The organism is Leptospira ryugenii, from assembly GCF_003114855.1.
GTDB lineage: Bacteria > Spirochaetota > Leptospiria > Leptospirales > Leptospiraceae > Leptospira_A > Leptospira_A ryugenii.
Genome location: NZ_BFBB01000009.1, coordinates 241,108 through 261,035, shown reverse-complemented (window position 1 = coordinate 261,035; position 19,928 = coordinate 241,108). Strand labels below are relative to the sequence as shown.

Sequence of the window (19,928 nt, the reverse complement as noted above, 5' to 3'; positions counted from 1 at the left end):
TTCAATCCAATGATTGAGATGAGATAGGGAGGGGCGATGCTTTCACTGGGCGGATGTGAACATTTAGAGTTGATCCATCGAAGTGATCGCCATACGATATATAGAGGGATCAAAAATTCTCTACCCGTAATCCTTAAAATTCTAAATAAGGAATACCCTTCCCAGAAAGAGCTCAACGATTTTGCTTCGGAATACCATATCCTCCAATCACTTGCTTCGCATCGTATCGTCAAAGCCATCTCTTTAGAAAAGATTGAAAACACTCTGGGCATCATATTTGCAGATATAGGAGGCAAGGCATTATATAAAACCTCCGTTTTACAATATTCCCTTAGCCAAAAGATCGAACTCTTTATCAAAGCAGTAGAAGGACTACAAACAATTCATGATGCAGAGTTGATGCACCGAGATATCAAAATCCACAATATCATTTTAAATGAGGAAACTGGCGATCTACAAATCATAGATTTTGGTAGTGCAAGCCGATTAACAAAACAAAATACATTCATCAGTTTACACCAGTCAGTTGAAGGAACACTTGCCTATATTTCTCCTGAACAAACAGGGAGGATGAATCGCACTGTAGACTATAGAACAGATTTTTATTCTCTCGGTATTACTTTTTATCAGATATTCACTGGCAAAGTTCCGTTTTTTTTCCCTGATCCTCTCGAATTGATCCATGCGCATATTGCAAAAACGCCAATTCCACCTGTAGATATATCTAATATTCCCAGTTCCATTTCCAATATCATATTGAAATTAATGGAAAAAGATCCAAATGATCGTTACCAAAGTGCCCAAGGAATCTTAAAGGATTTAATAAAGTGCAGAGTGTACTTCGAGAAATACGGATTAGATGGGCTCAATAAATTCCAACTAAAAGTTGCGGAAGAAGACTTTTCATCAAGATTTCAAATACCACAAAAATTGTATGGAAGGGAAAAAGAGATCCAATCAATCCAATCGATGTTTAAATCGATCACAAAAGGCGCATCAGGACTTTTATTTGTCTCGGGAGTGTCAGGGATAGGAAAAACTTCACTTGTAAGTGAAATCAGAAAGTCAGTTACGGAATCTCGAGGCTATTACCTCACGGGCAAATTTGACCTTTTGAAACGCTCCATACCATACCGTGCGATATCCCAGGCATTCCAAAGTTTAGTTCAACAAATTCTCACTGAAGGCGAAGCCTCCATTCAAAGGTGGAAGCTGTCTCTGCAAAATGCTCTGGGCCACAACGCAAAATTACTGGTAGATATGGTTCCAGATCTTGCCTCTCTGTTAGGTGAAATCCCAGAGATGGTATCCCTTTCTGCGGAAGAAGCAGAGAATCGATTTCACGAAGCCTTCCAAAATTTTTTGGATTGTCTTTGCAAAAATGAACATCCTCTCGTGATCTTTTTAGATGACCTACAGTGGGCAGATCTACCGAGTTTACAACTTATTGAGACAATTTTTTTACATTCTGATAGACAACATCTATTTTTGATCCTTGCTTATAGGAGTAGTGAAGTTGTCCAAGGAGATGCATTTTCACAAACTCTGGAAAGATTGAAACGGATCCAGAAAAACCATCAGGAGATCTTTCTCTTTCCGATAGAAAAACCAGATGTTTACAATCTTGTCAAAGAAACACTCAGTTGTGATCCAAACACGGCAGGTCAGTTGGCTGAGGATCTATTCCACAAAACAAAGGGAAATCCCTTTTTTATCAATGCTGTTTTCCAAGGCTATTATGATAAAGATCTCATAAAGTTTAGACAAAATGTTTGGCAACTAGACCTAAACAAAATCAAAGCAGAACAAATTGCAGAGAACGTAATCGACTTTATGGTGGATAAGGTAAAGGAGCTACCTGAAAACTTATCACAAGTTCTTAAGTTTGCTGCTTGTGTTGGCAACTGGTTTCGGACAGAAGTTTTTATTCACATTTATAACCAACCTCGTGATATTGTTACTGAGACTCTAATCCAACTTTCCAATGAAGGATTTCTCAACCAAACAGATTTTGAAGTTAACTTTATTCATGATAAAATACGAGAAGCAACCTATTCACTCATTCCAGAAAAGACAAGGTCTCTCTACCACTACCAAATCGCAAATGGCTATATCAGTCTTCTCCATCAATACAAGCTGGATGATTATATTTTCACAATTGTAAATCAGCTCAACCAAGGTATCGCCTACTTAAGGACAGAAGAAGAGTTCCAAAGGCACATCGACTACAATCTATTAGCTGGTAAAAAAGCTTTGAGTTCACTTGCGGCAGAGGCAGCGGCTGATTTTTTAAAGATGGCGATTCGAAGTCTCAGTCCCAATTCTTGGCAGTCCGATTATGAGCGTACCCTCAATATCTATTCTTATTTAGCACGAGCCGAGTATCTTTCCAAAAACTTTGAAGAAGCGGAAAGGATATTCAATCTCATCCTTGAAAATTCTAAGACCGCCGAAGACCAAAGTGTGGTATATGAGCTCAAATCAAGCATCTATGTGAGCCAAAATAAAATGGATGAGGCGCTTTCCATTTTGAAAAAAGCGGTTGGAAGATTAGGCATACGATTGCCTGCAAAACCAAGCGAAATTTCTCCCTTACCGGAAATCATCAAATTCAAAGTTAAATTTGGTAAACGGAAAATTGAAAGTTTGTATGATGCCCCTCTCTTGGAAGAAAAAAAATCAAACCTAATCTTACATCTATTAAATTCTGCGATAGCACCGTCCTTCATTGGGCAACCAGCTCTTTTCCCTGTGATCGTTTTAAAGATGGTAAATTTATCCATTCGAAAGGGAAATTCCCCATTGTCGGCTTTTGCTTACAGTTTGTTCGGAATCATACAAGGATCAGGCCTAGGTGATTTCAATGCAGGGTTTGCCTTTGGACAATTGGCACTACGGCTTCTCAATCGATTTAAAGAGGAGGCAAAGGCCGTTGAATGCAAGATTCGATTTATCTATGCCAATATGATATCTCCTTGGAAACGACATGCAAAAGAAGGGGAGAGTGAATTTCTAAAATCGATTTCAAGCGGACGAGAATCTGGAGATCTTCAGTATACTTCCTATGCCATCAACAACCTTCACTTCCAAAAGATTTTGATGCGCCAGAACCTTTTAGAAATAAAAGAGAGTTTTCAAAAGTACGATAAATTATTCCAGAATCTAAAGCAATACAATGCGTACCAACTGTACCAGCTCAACCAACAGTTCATTGAAAATCTTTCTGGCACTATCGAGGATAAAGTCAGTCTGATTGGAACGTATTTCGATGAGAGAGTAGTCCTTCCGGAATGGATAGAATCTAAAAATGCAAATGCTTTATTTGATTTCTATCTCACAAAATCAAGATTGGAATTTCTCTTTGGAGATGCCAGAAAGGCGTTAGAATATTCATGGTTAGCTGATCCCTATGAATCGGCCATGTTGGGTATGATGTTTGTACCTGAACATGTATTTTTCCAAACCTTAATCATAGCTGAATGCCATGAACAAAGTAGCATAAAGGATAAAAAAGCATTACTCAAACGAGTAGCCAAAAATATCAAACGACTGGCAAAATGGTCGGAGTCATGTAGCGAGAACTATGCACATAAATATTTCATTTCCTTAGCATTACAAAGTTGGCTTTTAGGGAAAAAAGAAGAAGCCATAGCTCGTTTCAAAAAAGCGATCTCACTTGCTAGACTCCACGGATATTTATTTGAAGAAGCCATTGCAAATGAATGGTTAGCAAAGTATTGGCTCTGGAAAGGTGAAGAACCATATGCAAAGTACCATTTGCAAGAGGCAAAGTATGCCTATGAAACTTGGGGAGCAGTGAACAAAGCAAGCCAGTTGGTTTCTGAGCATTCATTCTTAAAACAATCCTCTTATTTGCCCAAGGATCTTTCCCAGAAAATTGATCCCAAACATTCCATCTCACCCATTCATTCAACTAGTTCGCACCAATTTGATCTCATCAGTGTGATCAAAGCCTCACAAGCGATCTCAAGTGAAATCCAGTTAGATAAACTTTTAGAGACTATGATGCGTATACTATTGGAAAACGCAGGTGCGGAATCAGGACTTTTTATATTAAATCGAGCCGAAGGGTTCCGGATAGAAGCCATAGGAAATTTCAACCGAGATGAGATCCTTACCTCTCAGGGTATCCCTTTAACAGATGCGGACAAATATCCAATCCACCTTATCAATTATGTGATTCGATCTAAGTCCGTTCTTCTTTTAAACAATGCCCTTGCTGAGGGTGTTTTTGTGAATGACCCATATATCTTGTCTCACCAATCCAAGTCTATTCTATGTTATCCAATCATTAACCACGGCATCCTAACGGGTATCATCTATCTTGAAAACAACCTGTTAACCTCTGCCTTTACAGAAGACCAGATCGAAGTACTTAAAGTACTTTCTGCACAGATTGGAATGAGTGTGGAGAACTCACTTCTATTCTCAAACCTAGAGGAGAAAGTAGAAGAAAGAACCAAAAACTTAAATGATGCTCTGATCGCAGTGAGTTCACTCAAAGAGCAACAAGATATGGATTACTTCCTAAATACATTGCTCGTGGAGCCCTTAGGAGTCAATCATGCCCATAGCAAACTAGTAGAGGTAGAATTCTTTCTAAGGCAAAAAAAGACCTTCCAGTTTAGAGGGAAAGATTATGAATTGGGCGGAGATATCAATATTTCCGATAATTTAAAGTTAGCTGGCAAATCGTATACAGTGTTTCTAAATGGCGATGCAATGGGAAAATCGGTTCAGGGAGCAGGTGGAGTGCTCGTCATTGGAACCATATTCAAGTCAATCATCCAAAGGACAAACTCAACAGATTACGGTGCAGATTTGTATCCAGAAAGGTGGATTAAAAATGCATACTATGAGATGCAAAAAGCATTCGAAAGTTTTGATGGGACTATGTTGATGTCTACCATCTTCGGTCTATTAGACGAAGAAATGGGGACATTGTATTTCATGAATGTGAGCCACCCTGACCTAGTATTGTTTAGATCGGGAGCAGCCCATTATGTGCGAAGGTCAAATGAGCTCCCTAAATTAGGCCATGATGATCCAACTTTAAGTGTCTCTTTGAATGTGATATCATTGCAAAATGATGACATCATTCTAATTGGCTCAGATGGAAAGGATGATCTCATCATTGGAACCGATGATGCAGGATATGATATTTTCAATGACGATGAAACTCTTTTTTTGAACCACGTGGAAGCCTCAAAAGCTGATTTAGAGCAGATTTATGAGCTTGTTGGTAAGTCTGGAATGATCATTGATGATCTCTCACTCTTAAAGATCAAATGGCTCGGCAAAAAAGACACAATCCCGGAATCCATCCATTTAGAAACCTTGCAAGAGATCCAAGCTCTCAAAGTAAGAAAAGACTTTACGAGTGCACTTGAACTGGCCCGAGGTACGCACGAACTGTACCCAGATCGAAATGAGTATCTTTTAGAAATTTCCCAAATCTATGCAGAGGAAGGTGAGTACAAACTCGCCATCGACTTTGGAGAAAAACTAAGGTTACGTGAGCCAAAGGACACCACAAATATCCTGAACTTAGTTAAGTGTTATCTCCAGATTGGAAAGAAAAACAGAGCAAAAGAGATCCTCCACCTTGCCTTACAAGCATTAGGCCAAGATCCAAAACTCAAAGAAGCAAGCGAACTGCTTACCTAGTCAATCGCAAAACGAAGAGGATCGTGACTGCATTTCATTTTTTTAGTAATGCACCTTTTACAGATAACGACTATTATTCCTGCCATCCAAAATAATTACATTGAGATTCAATAAAAAACTCGTATAAGTTACAAGTGCTTATTTATTTTGTTAAAAAAGAATAGGGTGCTATTTATGAATTTTGAATTCGAGAATACCGATGACCAGGATGAAGAAATCCCTGAATTTTACGACGAGGATACTAGGCTTTATTGTGCCTTAACGTATATTTTATTTAACTTAGACGATTTAGAAATTGCGACTCAACTTGACGAGGCTTTTGAAAAATTAACTAAAAGTGACGGTGAATTCCGCAAAGAATATGATGATGTCATCGATTCTATTTTGGTTCATTTACGGAAGAGATTCGACTTCTTAGACGTTTTTAAACAAAAATTCCAAAATGATGATGTGAAAAGTATTCTCAGACGATTTGAAATACAATACTTCATCGACCAAATTGAACAAAACAGCGATTCGCCTTTTCCTAATTATGCCTTACAATTTTTAGAGTACGCATCGAAAGATTTTCATGAGGCCATCGATAAGGCAGATGCCTTGTTAATGGAAAAAGAAGACTATTTAATAGCCGCATTGAATAATTTAGAGAATGACAACGATTAGTTAAGGAGTTATTTCCATTGGAAATGCGATTTCCAATGCATGGAATGGGGTGAGAGATACCGTTGGTGGTTGGTTTGGTGGGGATCCAAACGAGCCATCGATTGGTGCACCGACTTACACAGAAAGGAAAACAATAAGAGAACTAAAAAGTGAGCTTGAGACTTTAAAAAAAGAATTAGCAGATTTAGAGAGGGAATCTGAAAATCAACCTCAAGGAAATTACGTTCATGATAGGGAAATGCTACCCGAAAATAAGGTGGTGGTGACTTAGCTGAAACCATAAATTCATTAAAAGAGAAAGTTCTAGATAAAATGAAGGAGTATAGAAGGGCAAAAATTGATGATTCTAAACAAAGAAATAATACAAAAAATTTGAATACGGATGCTTATTCCAGTATCGAATCACGTAACGATTATTATGGATGGGTTAACGCTCAACTCAAAGATAAAGGAATCCAATGGTTTGGAGCGGCGGATATTGTGACAGGAATGGACGGAGTAGGTGCCGCTGATGAAATGAACTTACTTTTTTTGAAAGATGCTACCGAAGACTACTTAAAAGCTGGAAATAAGTTCTTATTTGAACAAAATATAAAAAACGCTAAACAATTACTTGAGAATGGTAAACTGACTGGCTCGTTTGTAAATGCGGAAGGTAAAACGATAAAATTCGATGGACTTACTGGCGTTGATTTGGACTATGCGTTGGTCGAATTTGAACAATCTAAAATACAAAGTTTTATGGATGATTACCAAAAAAAGAATCCAGGAGTAGATATGAATAAAACATATGAGTACATTAATGCGTCGATGAACCTAGACTTAGCAAATAAAAACGTGAAAGCTGTTATGGAAGAATATTTTAATGTGTATAGAGGACAGAAATCATTCGATTTTAGAAATTACCAAGATCGAGTAAAGTTAGGTAAAAAAAAGATAGAAATTCTGCACGGAATAAATTCAAACTCGGCACCATAGCCGGCGCCAGGATAAAATTTATGAAATCTTTTTTAAAGCATATGTGGTTTGTTTTTTTACTTTTGATTGCTGAGGCAATCATGTATTATTTTATTTTGAATTGTAGAGATGTTTTTGAATACGGAAAGCTGTTTTACCACTCTCAAAAAATTTATTATGTGGATGTTACTGGAGTGGGAGGCTTGCGATTTATATATTATTATCTACCAAATGTAATTTTATTTTATTCACTAAATCGAATTTGGAAAACGAAAAGACAAACACTTAAAATAGTTACAATAAATTTTGGGATGTACCTTTTGTTATCGATTTTTTATACATTCTTGATGCCAAAATACATAACTATGTTTTTTAAACCTGGCTTTTATAGGATCATCTTGTCTACAATTCTTGGAGCAATTGCTTTGATGAGAATTCCTTATTGTAGAAAATTAATAGAGCCTTGAGTTACGATTTTGTTTACGACGATGGTCATGTAGAAACCGCAAAGATTAGGTTAGAGTGGTTTGTTTGAAATAATTTCTCAAAACGTTCCACGCAAAGCGATAATACCCTCACCACCTATCGACCGAGCGTTTCCGTAGAGAGACTTCGGGATCGCTTAATAAATAGGCTGTCCCTTAATATAATACCTGCGATGTGGCCAGGACCCCAGGCATCAGAGGCACAAGCTCATCCAAGCGTGGTAAATCGAGCCGATAGTGATAGCATGACGGCAGTTGGGGAGCAAGGCCACAAAATCATGTGTCTCATTACGCGAACAACGCATGGAATCAGATTACGGGATATTCCGATCCACAACGTCCGAGTAACAATGCAGGTGCTCCTAATACGCAACAAGCGGCTCAGAACAATACTTGGAAGGATTTGTTTGGTGGTTTGATCGGAAGGGCGACAGGGTTATGGAATGGTGATAGAAATGAAGAGTTGAATTTGAGCGGCAATTCTCTAGACAGTGAATCGAGCGGTTTGAATGCTAAAAACTTAAGTGAATCAGATAGAGAAATCCTTAAAACTATCATTGAAAAGCAAAGATCGGGAAATTTAAATGACCATGAAAAAATGTTTCTGCGATGGTATAAAGAATATCAAATCGAAAGCAAAGGAGGCTTTGTTGATAAGAACGGTGCACTTCACGTAATTGGAACTAGAAATAATCTAACATTGGGGGAAATGGTTATTGCTGCAAACTTAAAACCCGGACAAATCTATTTTGAACAGGCGACCTTTAGCTTTGTAGGTGCGGTGGGTATCTCAGCCTCGTATACGAAGTTTATCGACAGTGATGGTTTTATCTCACATAGAACTGATATACAACCAGCTTTCGGCTATGGAGTAGGAAGCACATTAACATTTGGCTTTGTGCAAGCAAATGGCTTAGGTGCTTCTGATGTAAACTTTGATGGAGGTCTCAGCTATGGTATTGGCCCGTTCGGTGGTACGAATAACTTTCAACAAGCTGCGAATCCTTCCTATGGACCAAACGTTGATTTGGTTGAAAAATTTATGCCGGCGTCTGCCTTTATTGGAATTACAGCCTCTGGTACTATCATTCCATGGAAAAAAGATGATCTTCCACGAAAAGATATAAAACCTTCAAAAAGAGATAGAATGTTTATAGAGCGTATGAGGACAGATAGAAAATGAAGACAATGAATAGAATCTTACTTTTTTGGCTTAGTTGCATTTTATTGAATTCTTGTAAGGTAGAGCGTTATGAAATTAACGAGACTGATATAAAGGCGATAGCATATATTGAAAGCAAATTTGTAAAGGGATTTTATAGATTTCAATCAGCATCTCGGATTGAGGGTGATGCTGACGATTTTGGAGAGATTACTTTTCTTGATAATAACTTTGGGCAAATTAATCTAAAAATTGAAAGTTGTTCTTTCTGGGAAAGATTTTCAACATCATTACGATATAATGAAATTGAACAAACAGATCAAATGTTAATCCTACTTTCAAAAAAGTTTTCATTTGCCTTGTTTAAAATTGGAGATCAATATGAGTTGAATAAGCTAAAGATAACTTTCCCCTCTTTAACACGTGCTGAAATTCATTTATCTGGATGTTATTATTATAGAGAAAATGAGATTGGATTTGGATATCTCGATAAAATTCGACTCGAGGGCAAAAAATTAAATTCGGAAATATTTTTCAAAAGATTTAGAAGATAAAATAAGGGAAGCCCGATTTCGAAAAATGGCTAACTTTATTTTGCATCAACCTGAGCGCGGAAACAAACCTTAGAACAGGTGCAAGCTCTGTGACGGGATCATTGCGGCTAAGAGCAGGAACTTCCCATATGGGCATTGGCTATACGCAAAACTCAAACGGATCAAATAGCTATAACTTAACATATGGTGGAGGAGGCACAACCTCAACCCTAACCTATGGTAGCCAATCAGGTTTCAACGCATCAAGCTCGTATAGTTTAGTAGAATTCAACCAAGCAACAGGTGCCGATAGACCCATCGCAACAGCTTCCGCCTGAACAAAGAGAAGCCAACGCGAACCACGCAAACAGTGTTTGGGATGGACTTGGCTATATCGTTGGGCGTAACTTCAAAAATGATTTATCAGAGTCCTGGGGGGAGATGGGAAGGGGGATTAGGGACGGAGTTAATTCCTTCGGGAATGCGATTTCCAATGCATGGAATGGGGTGAGAGATACCGTTGGTGGTTGGTTTGGTGGGGGAGAGGACGATTATCTATTTCTTCATTTTAAAGGCGGTACCAAAAAACCAATTGATCCTCCAAATGGTCCTGCCTCTCGGTCACCTATAGAGTCCGCGGAAGAATTACAAAGACTTGCGGATGCTAATGGCATACCGATTACAGAATTGAACAGACTTTTTGCAACCGATGTCCAAATAGGTCTTAAACTTGACGGAGAAAGGATCATTAGTGTTACTGGGGAAGGGACCCAACTTAACAAGACAAAAATGAATGGTTCTTATAATCATGAAATCCATGAATACGTTGGTCAAACTTCAGGAATCACGAATGTAAAAGATTTAAATGGCAAGGAAATCAAAGCGGTAAATGGACACTTCTATGTGTATGATGGTACATCCTGGCGAGATGTAACGGATTTGCAATTTGTGGCTCCTGATGGTAAGGAATTAACTGTTGGCGAGTATTTAGGGGGTGAAGGATCAAAACTTTTCGCACCAGAGACAACGGGTTGGAATATAAATGGAAGGAAATCAGAATCTACAGAAGAATGGAATGGAAATTACAAGCCTTGGAATCCTCTCGTGAATGAAAAGTATAAATTGTATCAGGAAACTATTCTTAACGAAATCAGGAGTGAAATATATGATCGTGCAACAGGATTGCCAAAAGCTAACCCTGATTTTATTTTTAATACATCACATGGGGGAGCGTTTAACTCGGAATATCCAGTAGTTATTACGTGGAATCGCACGAAAGAGAGGAGTTGGATTCGCATTGAGAGCTACTACCTAAGGGCTAACCCTCCAAAGCCTATCAATCAAGTCGAATTCGGAATTACGGGAGGTCGATGATGAAAGCATGTACGAGACCAATGCTGTGTATTGCTTTGTTTTTACAAATATTTATTTCTGGTCAAACGGAAGCTGTCTTTTACCCAGCGACGAGTAAGGATGAGGTAACTAGACTAATGCGTATTTTCGAAAGAGAATACAAGGAAAATCCAAGTAATTTCGCTAGGATAGATAATTTAAATGATTTAGAATATTATTATTATGTTCTTGGTTCTGATGAGCGATACGAGTTTTTACTCCGAAGAGCCTGCGGCTATTCTTTGGCAAAACTAGAAAAGATCGGAGACAAAGATTCCTTAATCCAGGTCTACTATGAATCAATTAGTGTTTGTTTTCAGTTGTTAAAGCAATATGACAAAGGATTAGAATACATTGAACTTGGTATCAAAGAAACCGAAAAGAAAATGGAGCGACACAGAAGAGAAAAAGTTAGCCCAGAGGAAGTATTCCCTCCAATGGTCGGACTTGAAAAAATGATTTTCGATCAGAAAATTCAAAAAGCAAAGTGTTTGTTTTTTCTTGGCTTTAAAGACGAAGCAAATGAAATAATAGAGAAACTTATTTCAAAGAGAATATTTGAAAAAAACAATGGTGCAGGGAGTGATAAAGAAGAAATTTTGTTCTATTATAGAATCACAGATCAAGATGAGAAATTTGTTGATTTATTAGAAAAAGTCAGCACAGAAAAAATGATCGCATGTCATTCGGTTTGGTGGACAATAAATGATTTTGAAGATTTTCTCAATAATATGCTTGTGAAAGACTTTATAAAAAGGCATGAAGATCGTATCCAGAAAATAAGAGAGAATCATGAAAATTGGGTAAAAGTTGATCCAGATTATGGTATGACGGCAGAGGATATGCGAAAGAAGAATAGGATACCACACCCTCAAGGAAATTGTAGATAAATCCCCGCCCGCACCACCGATAGTAGCGAAGAGCGGGTATCGTTTAAAAATTGAATTTGCCTCCTCTAACGGATGCGAGGTGCCTAAATCTGGTCTCTCAGTATGCCCTTTGCCCCTGAAGCTCACCGTCATAAAAGGTCATGACTTCGAATACATTTCCCTCGACATCTTTAAATTTGAAAAAGAATTTTCTAGGTTTGGCGTTTTTTGGAAAAGGATAATAGTAAACCTTTTTAAAATGCTCATTCGGTAGGATCTCCTTATGCATTTTTGCAAGATCAATTCCGAGGGCCTTACCTTGGAAAGTGACAGGATATTCCGCAATTTCAATACGCTGGCTAGTTTTGTTTGTAACCAAAGCTTTGATTCGGAAGTGATCATTGTTCGTTTTGTCTTCGGGGTAGAAATATCCCCTTCCAATGCGTATACCAGGGCTTCTAGAATATTCATAAATTTTAATATCAACAATCGCATTTGTTCCATGTGGAGGAATATCCTTCATCACCTCTTCTGTGGTCGCACAACTGATGAAAAGAAAAAGCAAGAGTAAGAAGATTAGCATAACCCGCATAACAGATTAGAATAAGATATTCAAGTATTTATTTCCGGAAATAATTTTCGGACCTGGAAGCAAAGATGGAATAATTCTTACGATTCAACTAGATTTCATTTGACAAACTATATGTGGTAAAGAGACTCGCATAACAAGTTTTACTTGTAAAAACAAACTTTAAGTATAAAAGTTGAAGGAAATTACTGTGAACAAGATTCTAAAATTTAGTATTGTAATCTCGCTAAGTTTGTTAGCGATGGTCTGCCAAAAAAAGAAAGAAACAAGCTGTGAAGATGATGTGGCATGTTCTTATTTACTTTTGGAACTGACGCGATCCGGAAGCGTTGCGGTATCGGCGAACACGGGTGCATTGAGCAACGCTGGAAGATACACTGTCAACGTGTTAAGATCAGCTGACTGTTCTGGGACCCCAGTGAAAACTGCTACATTTGTAGACAATACTGTTTCATCAAATGTAACTTCCACTACCTTTACCAACGTATCCTCTGGTACCTACACGGTACAGGCAACAAATGGAACAATTTCCCTTTGTTCGGGGACATTCACGATAGGCGCACTAAACTCATTGGGAATTTGCCGGATCGCAACATCTTCCATTACCTGTACTTAAAACTTAGAAAGCTAAGGAACTGACCTTTTTTTGGCAGCCCAGAGGATCACAGAAGCAAAAGCTCTCTGGCTCTGGGCTGTGTTACCGTTGTACGAGTACTCTCAAAAACGTAAAACTCCTAATATGACATAATATACATTATGGGAAGTAATAGACTGCATCGCTCAAATTACACTCTGCGGTAGACCTCTATCTTAGAAATCCGAAGTCCCAGCAACGAGAAGTTGACCAAGGAGTTTCTCCATGCGATCAATGTACTCTTTGCTTCCAGTGATCCGCCAATTCACCAAACAACCTTCATAGATATTGATGATATCCAAAGCAAGTGCTCTTGTATCCAATCCCGGGGCTAGTTTCCCCAAAGCCTTCCATCTTTCCAATTGGTCGATGATGGTCTTTTCCCATTTCGCTGCGATGGATCGAAATTCCTGAGAAAAAGGTTCTTTTCCAATGGGAAACTGACAGGAAAAAACAGCAATCGGGCAACCTTGGTAATACGAAATCTCAGACTGCGTCTGCATGTGGACAGCTCTACTAAAGGCCTTCACAAATCCCTCAGGGTCCCGAGACCTCCGCAGGATCTGCCGAAACCAAACCAAAATATCCCTTCCAAAAGAACGGACCACTTGGATGCCAAGGGCTTCCTTGGAAGGGAAATGGTCGTAGAAAGAGGCCTTTGCGGTATCTGCTTCTTTGATGAGTTGGTTGATGCCGGTATGGTGGAAACCCTCCTCATAAAACCGCTGTTTGGCTACTTGCAAAATCCTTTGCCTCGGACTTGTCTTCATGTGCCTACCCTAAGGTTTTCCCCGGGGACGTCAAGATTTAGCAGACAAACTTGTCTGTTTTTTGCTTTACAGACAGGTCGGTCTGTCTCTATTTGGACTCAGGAGGCAGAAATGATCACCCAAACCAAAGCCTTTCACAACACCGAAATTACCGTCTTATGGTCCCATATGGACGCCAATGGACATGTCAACAATGGAATCTACCAAAGTTATTTTGATGAGGCCAGGATGCAGGCATTGGAAAAGGCAGGCTTCTCCATTGCCCAAATGAGGAGTGAACAGATAGGTCCAGTCATCCTGGAGGCACATCTCACCTACCACAAACCTCTCTCCCACCCAGACTCGGTGCGCATAGAAACTAATTTCCGAGACGGTAGTAAGTTTAAGGGCAAAGTGGTACAGAGCATGTACCGCATCTCGGACGGAGAATTGGTTTGCAGAGCTGAGTTTTTAGCCCTTTTTTTTGATTTTAAGAAAAAACGACCGTATGCTTTGCCAGATGAGTTTCTCAATTTATTTCAAAACCTAGAATCTTAGTTTAAATCCTAACTCTTTGCTTTAAAACGAACGTACAAGCTGTACGATCCGCATACTTTGGATCAGAATTGAGTTTGGGTGAATCTAAACTCATTTTTTTCTCGATCTTGTAAGCTGTCATTTTGTTATACTCAAAACATCATATGCAAAAGAAGCTTAGACTCTACTTTCTGTTAAACTTCCTCGTCTTTGGAATCCTCTGTGCACTAGGTTCCCTTCTCACCATGCACTTCTTTCGTTCTGCGGAAGCGCAAATTCTTTCTCAGCTCCTATTTTTGCTTCTCTTCATTGTTCCCATGAGTCTGATCTTTGGATTGGTGCTCAGCGGATGGATTGCCCGTATTTTTTTGAAACTGGAAAAGGCATTCAGAGAAGTTGGGATGGGTAACTTTGAGGTCAAATTAGAATACAAAAAATCAGATCTACTCTCCGATTTTTTTAAGATCTTTGAAAGAATGATCCAAGCACAAAGCGAACTGATACAACACATCAAAACATCTACGAACACTCTGTCACAAGAATCCAAAGAGATGAAACAAATCACAATGGATTTCGCTTCCAATCTGCAATCACAATCTGCTGCAACAGAAGAAGTCTCGGCTTCGATAGAAGAAATCTCTGGCGTTGCTGTTTCGATCGCAAATATTGCAAATGAAAATACGGAAAGTATGTCTCACCTATCGGATGAAGTCAATTCACTTGCCAATGCCATTGACCAAACAGCTGTTTCGGTGCAAGGGACTCTCAAGTCTATCCAAAATATCATTGAACGAGCTGAGTCTGGTAAAAAATCTTTGCAATCTATGACTGATGCTATGGAGAATCTCTCTGTTAGTTCTGCTGAAATTTCAAAGACTGTTGAAATCATTGCAAAGATCAGTGAACAAGTCAACATGCTTGCCTTAAACGCATCCATTGAAGCTGCAAGGGCTGGAGATGCGGGAAGAGGATTTGCAGTCGTAGCTGATGAAGTTTCTAAACTTGCAGAACGTACGGCAAATGCGGTGAAAGGCATAGATGCCCTCATGAAAAAAAACCAAAGTGATGTGGATTTAGGGAAAACAAGGATCAATGCGACCACATCAGAAATACAGGAAATCATAGGATCCATCGAAGATATTTCAAAGAACATTGAGGGAGTCCACAATGCAGTCTCAACTCAAAAGGAATTAAAGGAAGTTTTATTAAAAGAAGCGGATTATGTTAAACAACGATCTGAAGAGATTAAAAATGCAATCGGAGAGCACAAGACCGCAACAAACGAAGTGATGGCGTCTGTATCTTCCATAAGCCAATTGTCGTACAACAGTTCGGAAAATAGTGAAACACTTTCTGAAAATCTCGCACATATTTTTGAAACCATTGATAAACTTATGGGAATGGTGAATCTTTTTAAGACAATCCATATTGAAGAGAAGAGCCAGTCCACAAACCGAGATCCCAAAACACACAGCCTAGTCTTTACTTCTAGCATTGGTGATATTTATTATGTACAGTCGAAAAGTATGATTGAGGTTGTATGGAAACCAGATTATTCTGATGACGCTTATCAGAACATACTCAACAAAGCTCTCGAGATTATCAAACAGCACAACGTATCCAAATGGCTGGCTGATACCAGAAAGATCGGTTTGGTATCCAAACAAGGCCAAGAATGGGTAAACCAAGAATGGTTCCCTATTGCAAGTAACTCGAGTCTTAGGAAAATGGCAGTCATCGTACCGGATTCAGCACTCTCTGCCATATCCATCGAAGACACAACACTTAGCACAGGAAATGTTACTCTAAAGTCTGTGCCCTCTATGGAAGCCGCCTTGCAATGGTTAGCCTAGATAGAGGATAAAGCTTATTTGCGGATTTCTTGGTCGGTGATTCTTTTTTGGATCACCTCGTTCAATACCTCTACCAACTCTTGGAACTCGTCTCCTTTACGGATACGAATCTTTTCTATCGGTTGACCCGATGCCATCCTCTGGAGTGATCGTTTGATACTGAAAACAGGGCCAGCCATTTTATGAGATTTGAATATGGAAAATACAGTAATGAGTGCCAAATAGAGCGCCGAGAGAGTAATGACTGCATTGAATTGTATCGTATACATATTCAGTTGGTGGTCATAATCTGGTAGGAAAAAATCCCTGGGCACATAACGGTATTTTTCCTCGCCAGGCTTTGCGTCTTCATTCTCGACTCGGTAATAGACAGTCATGGCGTCCTGTCTCAACCGAAAGACTGCTCCACCATCATATTTGCTTTGGTTCAACCAATATAGAAAACCGAGTGTTACGATAACACCTGAGAGAAACAATAGAGAAAAATGAAGTAGGAATTTGAATTGAAACTCTTTATCTATGATGTAACGGAAGCGATAATTTTTTTTGAAGTCCTTCTTCTCTGACATGAATGGGAAATCTCTCCTAGATGTTAGAAAACTCTAACAAAAAAAGAGGAAAAGTCAAAGAACTTCTTTGCTTATCTGATTTTTTCTGTTTCCAGGATTTTTTTGATCGGGATCTCCATAGTACCTTCCACAGTCTCCAGCAATAGATGGGTCTCAGTCTGTCCTTGGATAACACCTCTGTATTCCGTTCCATCCTCCAAGCGTACTAGTTCTAAGCGGGCGTATTGGTCAAAGAGTGCATTTTCTCTTTTTTGGAGGATTTGGCTTTCTAAGGCTTTTAGCTCCTTGTCGGAAGTAGCTGAAATAGACTGGATCTGGCCATTTTCAGCAGGCGTTTGGCGTATGAATTCCTTACCTGGCTCTAGATTGACATTGCCTTGTGGGCTCTGGATGGAAACGCTTCCCTCGCGGAGAGCCACTTTCTGCACAGACTTTCCATCATAACTCACGCTAAATGTTGTACCTCTAACTTGTGTTTCCAGATCCCCTGATGTTACACGGAACTCAGAATCTTTTTTCAGCTTACCAATGAGAAACAAAGCTTTGCCTTGGAGAATCCTGACTGTTTGTTTGGATGCTGAGTCTGATTTCCCCGACTCTTGGATCTCTACTTGGCTAGAGGAAAAAATGCGCAACCAAGTTTGGTTCTCGAACTCAATATCGATTTCAGAACCAGGACCTGAAACAATCAAATCTCCTGACTTCACTTGTTTTCCCTTGTTTGCTGGCAAGAGGCTCGTCTCTTCTCCTTTCAGACTCGCCTTGCCCTTCACTTGGACCAGGATACCAGACAAACTCTGGAGTGGAACATAAACTGGTGCCTTTGCCATGGCAAGGGATTGTTCTTCTGGATGAGATTGGTTTTTTGCATCACCTAACAAAAATACTATGGAGAGTGTGGCAGCTGCCAGCAAGGCGCCTGTGACAAAACTGGTCTTTTTCCAAGATCGGTCAAAGGAGACAACCGATCCCTGTTTTGGGTCAAAGTCTGGGTACTTGGCAACCCGCTTCTGAACCTCTTCCCAAGTGGGGAAAGATCTTGTTTGCGTGGCTTGGCTTGGTTTGCGAAGTGCCGCTTCTAGTCTTGCGATGAGTTTAGGATCTTGGTTCATTCGTCAGGTACCAATCCTTCTCGAATCGCAATGTTTTGTAATTTCTCTGTGGCACGGATCACCAAACGAGAGGCAGTCGAAATCGACACATCCAAAATCTCTGCAATTTGGGATAATTGAAACTCCTCTACATTTTTTAGGAGAATGGCACTTCTTTCATCCTCTTTCAGCTCACCCAAGAAACTATACAATCTCTCTTCTAAATCTCTGAGTTCAGCTGTTTTTTCGACTTTTGGGTTGTGGCTATGTAAATCGATATCTTCGGAATGAATCTCTCTTGTTGTGGAAAACTTTTTCGAGTAATTGATGGATAAGTTACGAGCAATGGTATAGAGAACCATCACGGATTTTTCTTCCGAGAGGCCAGCATTTCCATAGTGCTTGTGAAAGCTTAAAAAGCTATCTTGCATCAAATCCATTGCAGTATCCGCGTTTTGAGTATATTTATAGAGAAAGTCATAAATTCTCTTATGACTCCGTTCATAGATTTGAGCGATCGAAACAGCCTTCTCTGACACCTTAGCCAAGTATCTCCCAAGAAGGTTTGCTCTGACAAGTAAAATCTACTACGTCTCTCCCCGTCCATCCATCATAACAAATCAGACACATCATTTTTGCAATTTTGCCTTATTTTTCTTTCTGTAAAGCTTGGTTAGCTGCATTTTTATAGGCTCCGATCATCGTTGGGTAGTTGAAAATATGCTCGGTAAAGTACTCAATCGGTCCCTTGAGATTCACGATGCATTGTCCAAGGGCAATGAGCTCAGTCGCTTTGTCAGAAACGATATGAACTCCTAACACTCTGCGCGTAGGACGGTCATACAAAATTTTGACCAAACCATCGGTATCTCCACTGATCTCCGCTCTAGTTATCGTGTCAAACTTGGTCACTCCCACTCCGTAATCGACACCTCTCTCTCTTAGCATCTCTTCTGTAGGACCAATTGTTGCAACTTCTGGCAGAGTATAGATACCGATAGGAAACTCTTCTGCATCCACTGGGTGCGGCGCTCCACCAAAGATGTGTTTTGCGACATAAGCCCCTTGGTACATAGAGACGGATGCGAGAGAAGGAAAACCAATCACATCACCGCAGGCATAGATAGAGGGAACAGAGGTTTGGTAGTTTTCATTGACCACAATTTGCTTTCGGTCGTTGACTCCTATGCCCACCGTTTCTAGTCCAATGTTATCTACATTGCCAAGCCTACCTCGTGAAATTAAAACTTGGTCAACGGTTAAGGTTTCACCCTTATCGGTTGTTAGTTGGACAGCTTTTCCATCCGGTGTTTTCTGATACGAACGGATGGAGCGACTAGTGTGGATTTCTATACCCGCTTTTTTCATAGAATTGGTCATAGATTCTGAAATTTCTAGATCCAAAAATCCAAGGATACGTTCTTGCGAATCAAAGAGATGCACTTTGATCCCTATATGAGAAAAGATGGTTGCGTATTCGGATCCGATGATGCCCGCACCGATGACGGCCATCGAAGATGGCATATTTTTAATACTGAAAAGCCCATCACTATCATAAATGAGACCCTCTTCAAAAGGGATATTTTCATTGGCTGGCCTACGAGGTGAACTCCCAGTCGCAATGAGTATATAATCGGATTCGTAGACTTTTTTCCGACCAGCGGCATCTGTCACTTCCACTCGGTTTGGGTCAAGAATCCTCCCCCAGCCCGTAAACGTTGTCACACGGTTTTGGATCATTTGCTCTCGGGTCACATCTTCTTCTTTTTCGATGACTGTTGCCGCTCTATGCATCAACTCCTGTAAGGTGAGCATACTAGGTGTTGGAGTTTGTAAGCCATGGATGGAAGATAACTTCAAATTTCGGTAGAACCGGCTCGTCTCCTGAAGCGCTTTGGATGGGATGGTTCCATAGTGTACGCAGCCGCCGCCCAGATAGGGATCTTTTTCAATGAGCGCCGCCTTCTTTCCCATTTTGGTTGCCTGAATGGCACACTTTTGCGCTGCCGGACCTCCGCCAATGGCAATGATATCAAATCGGTTGATGGACATATAGTGATAAATACTCTTTCCCTGGTCTTTATCGGATTAGAAAGCATCTAAGACAAGCAGTTCTAGACTGACAAAGATTTAAAAAATAGATAGGAAAGACTTTAC

At 39.7% G+C, this 19,928-nt stretch carries 19 protein-coding genes; 13 read left to right on the top strand and 6 right to left on the bottom strand.

The genetic code is table 11. The annotated features are described in order from the left end of the window. Positions 1-36 precede the first annotated feature (36 nt). From DI060_RS18205 to DI060_RS18165, 10 genes are all read left to right on the top strand, one after another. The gene (locus DI060_RS18205) at positions 37-5,688 is read left to right on the top strand and encodes an AAA family ATPase (protein WP_108978414.1); all 5,652 of its coding nucleotides are present in this window, start codon (positions 37-39) and stop codon (positions 5,686-5,688) included. 174 nt (positions 5,689-5,862) lie between these two features. Next, positions 5,863-6,351, top strand: coding sequence for a hypothetical protein (locus tag DI060_RS18200; RefSeq protein ID WP_108978413.1), 489 nt, complete (start codon positions 5,863-5,865; stop codon positions 6,349-6,351). 49 nt (positions 6,352-6,400) lie between these two features. Then, complete coding sequence (locus DI060_RS18195) at positions 6,401-6,622, top strand: hypothetical protein (protein ID WP_108978412.1); 222 nt, start codon at positions 6,401-6,403, stop codon at positions 6,620-6,622. Positions 6,623-6,663: 41 nt separating this feature from the next. Beyond that, positions 6,664-7,329 carry a hypothetical protein gene (locus tag DI060_RS18190; RefSeq protein ID WP_108978411.1) on the top strand — a complete coding sequence of 222 codons (666 nt, stop codon included), beginning with the start codon at positions 6,664-6,666 and terminating at the stop codon, positions 7,327-7,329. 20 nt (positions 7,330-7,349) lie between these two features. After that, on the top strand, positions 7,350-7,775 hold the full coding sequence (locus tag DI060_RS18185; RefSeq protein ID WP_135355103.1) for a hypothetical protein: 426 nt from the start codon (positions 7,350-7,352) through the stop codon (positions 7,773-7,775). 421 nt (positions 7,776-8,196) lie between these two features. Continuing rightward, a complete protein-coding gene (locus tag DI060_RS18180) occupies positions 8,197-8,976 on the top strand; it encodes a hypothetical protein (RefSeq protein ID WP_135355102.1) in 780 nt (259 codons plus the stop codon). Between the two features lie 5 nt (positions 8,977-8,981). Beyond that, positions 8,982-9,509, top strand: a complete 528-nt coding sequence (locus DI060_RS18175) for a hypothetical protein (protein ID WP_135355101.1) — start codon at positions 8,982-8,984, stop codon at positions 9,507-9,509. 89 nt (positions 9,510-9,598) lie between these two features. Continuing rightward, positions 9,599-9,826 carry a hypothetical protein gene (locus DI060_RS18860; RefSeq protein WP_135355100.1) on the top strand — a complete coding sequence of 76 codons (228 nt, stop codon included), beginning with the start codon at positions 9,599-9,601 and terminating at the stop codon, positions 9,824-9,826. Next, positions 9,792-10,862 carry a hypothetical protein gene (locus DI060_RS18170; protein ID WP_108978407.1) on the top strand — a complete coding sequence of 357 codons (1,071 nt, stop codon included), beginning with the start codon at positions 9,792-9,794 and terminating at the stop codon, positions 10,860-10,862. The genes DI060_RS18860 and DI060_RS18170 overlap by 35 nt, the downstream gene beginning before the upstream one ends. A gap of 260 nt (positions 10,863-11,122) precedes the next feature. Next, positions 11,123-11,770 (top strand): hypothetical protein, encoded by a 648-nt coding sequence (locus tag DI060_RS18165; protein WP_135355099.1) that lies wholly within the window; start codon positions 11,123-11,125, stop codon positions 11,768-11,770. Between the two features lie 97 nt (positions 11,771-11,867). On the opposite strand, the gene DI060_RS18160 is transcribed toward DI060_RS18165, so the two are convergent. Then, positions 11,868-12,272: a hypothetical protein gene (locus DI060_RS18160; protein ID WP_135355098.1), complete on the bottom strand. Its 405-nt coding sequence runs from the start codon at positions 12,270-12,272 to the stop codon at positions 11,868-11,870. Positions 12,273-12,528: 256 nt separating this feature from the next. Between DI060_RS18160 and DI060_RS18155 the strand changes: the two genes are divergently transcribed. Continuing rightward, positions 12,529-12,954, top strand: coding sequence for a hypothetical protein (locus tag DI060_RS18155; RefSeq protein WP_108978404.1), 426 nt, complete (start codon positions 12,529-12,531; stop codon positions 12,952-12,954). A 194-nt stretch (positions 12,955-13,148) separates the two neighbouring features. On the opposite strand, the gene DI060_RS18150 is transcribed toward DI060_RS18155, so the two are convergent. After that, positions 13,149-13,742, bottom strand: coding sequence for a TetR/AcrR family transcriptional regulator (locus tag DI060_RS18150; RefSeq protein ID WP_108978403.1), 594 nt, complete (start codon positions 13,740-13,742; stop codon positions 13,149-13,151). 111 nt (positions 13,743-13,853) lie between these two features. Between DI060_RS18150 and DI060_RS18145 the strand changes: the two genes are divergently transcribed. Together DI060_RS18145 and DI060_RS18140 are read left to right on the top strand one after the other, a co-directional pair. Continuing rightward, positions 13,854-14,279 (top strand): acyl-CoA thioesterase, encoded by a 426-nt coding sequence (locus tag DI060_RS18145; protein WP_244594502.1) that lies wholly within the window; start codon positions 13,854-13,856, stop codon positions 14,277-14,279. A gap of 143 nt (positions 14,280-14,422) precedes the next feature. Then, complete coding sequence (locus tag DI060_RS18140; protein ID WP_108978402.1) at positions 14,423-16,111, top strand: methyl-accepting chemotaxis protein; 1,689 nt, start codon at positions 14,423-14,425, stop codon at positions 16,109-16,111. 14 nt (positions 16,112-16,125) lie between these two features. Here DI060_RS18140 and DI060_RS18135 read toward each other — a convergent pair whose 3' ends face one another. The 4 genes from DI060_RS18135 to sthA all read right to left on the bottom strand — a co-directional run bounded on the left by DI060_RS18135 (position 16,126) and on the right by sthA (position 19,823). Further along, entirely contained in the window at positions 16,126-16,680 is a 555-nt protein-coding gene (locus DI060_RS18135) for a HAMP domain-containing protein (RefSeq protein WP_108978401.1), read from the bottom strand. A 71-nt stretch (positions 16,681-16,751) separates the two neighbouring features. Next, positions 16,752-17,792, bottom strand: coding sequence for a FecR family protein (locus DI060_RS18130; protein ID WP_108978400.1), 1,041 nt, complete (start codon positions 17,790-17,792; stop codon positions 16,752-16,754). Next, the gene (locus DI060_RS18125; RefSeq protein ID WP_108978399.1) at positions 17,789-18,310 is read right to left on the bottom strand and encodes an RNA polymerase sigma factor; all 522 of its coding nucleotides are present in this window, start codon (positions 18,308-18,310) and stop codon (positions 17,789-17,791) included. Before DI060_RS18125 ends, DI060_RS18130 begins: the two co-directional genes overlap by 4 nt. Before the next feature lie 109 nt (positions 18,311-18,419). Then, complete coding sequence (gene sthA / locus DI060_RS18120; RefSeq protein WP_108978398.1) at positions 18,420-19,823, bottom strand: Si-specific NAD(P)(+) transhydrogenase; 1,404 nt, start codon at positions 19,821-19,823, stop codon at positions 18,420-18,422. Positions 19,824-19,928: the final 105 nt, after the last annotated feature.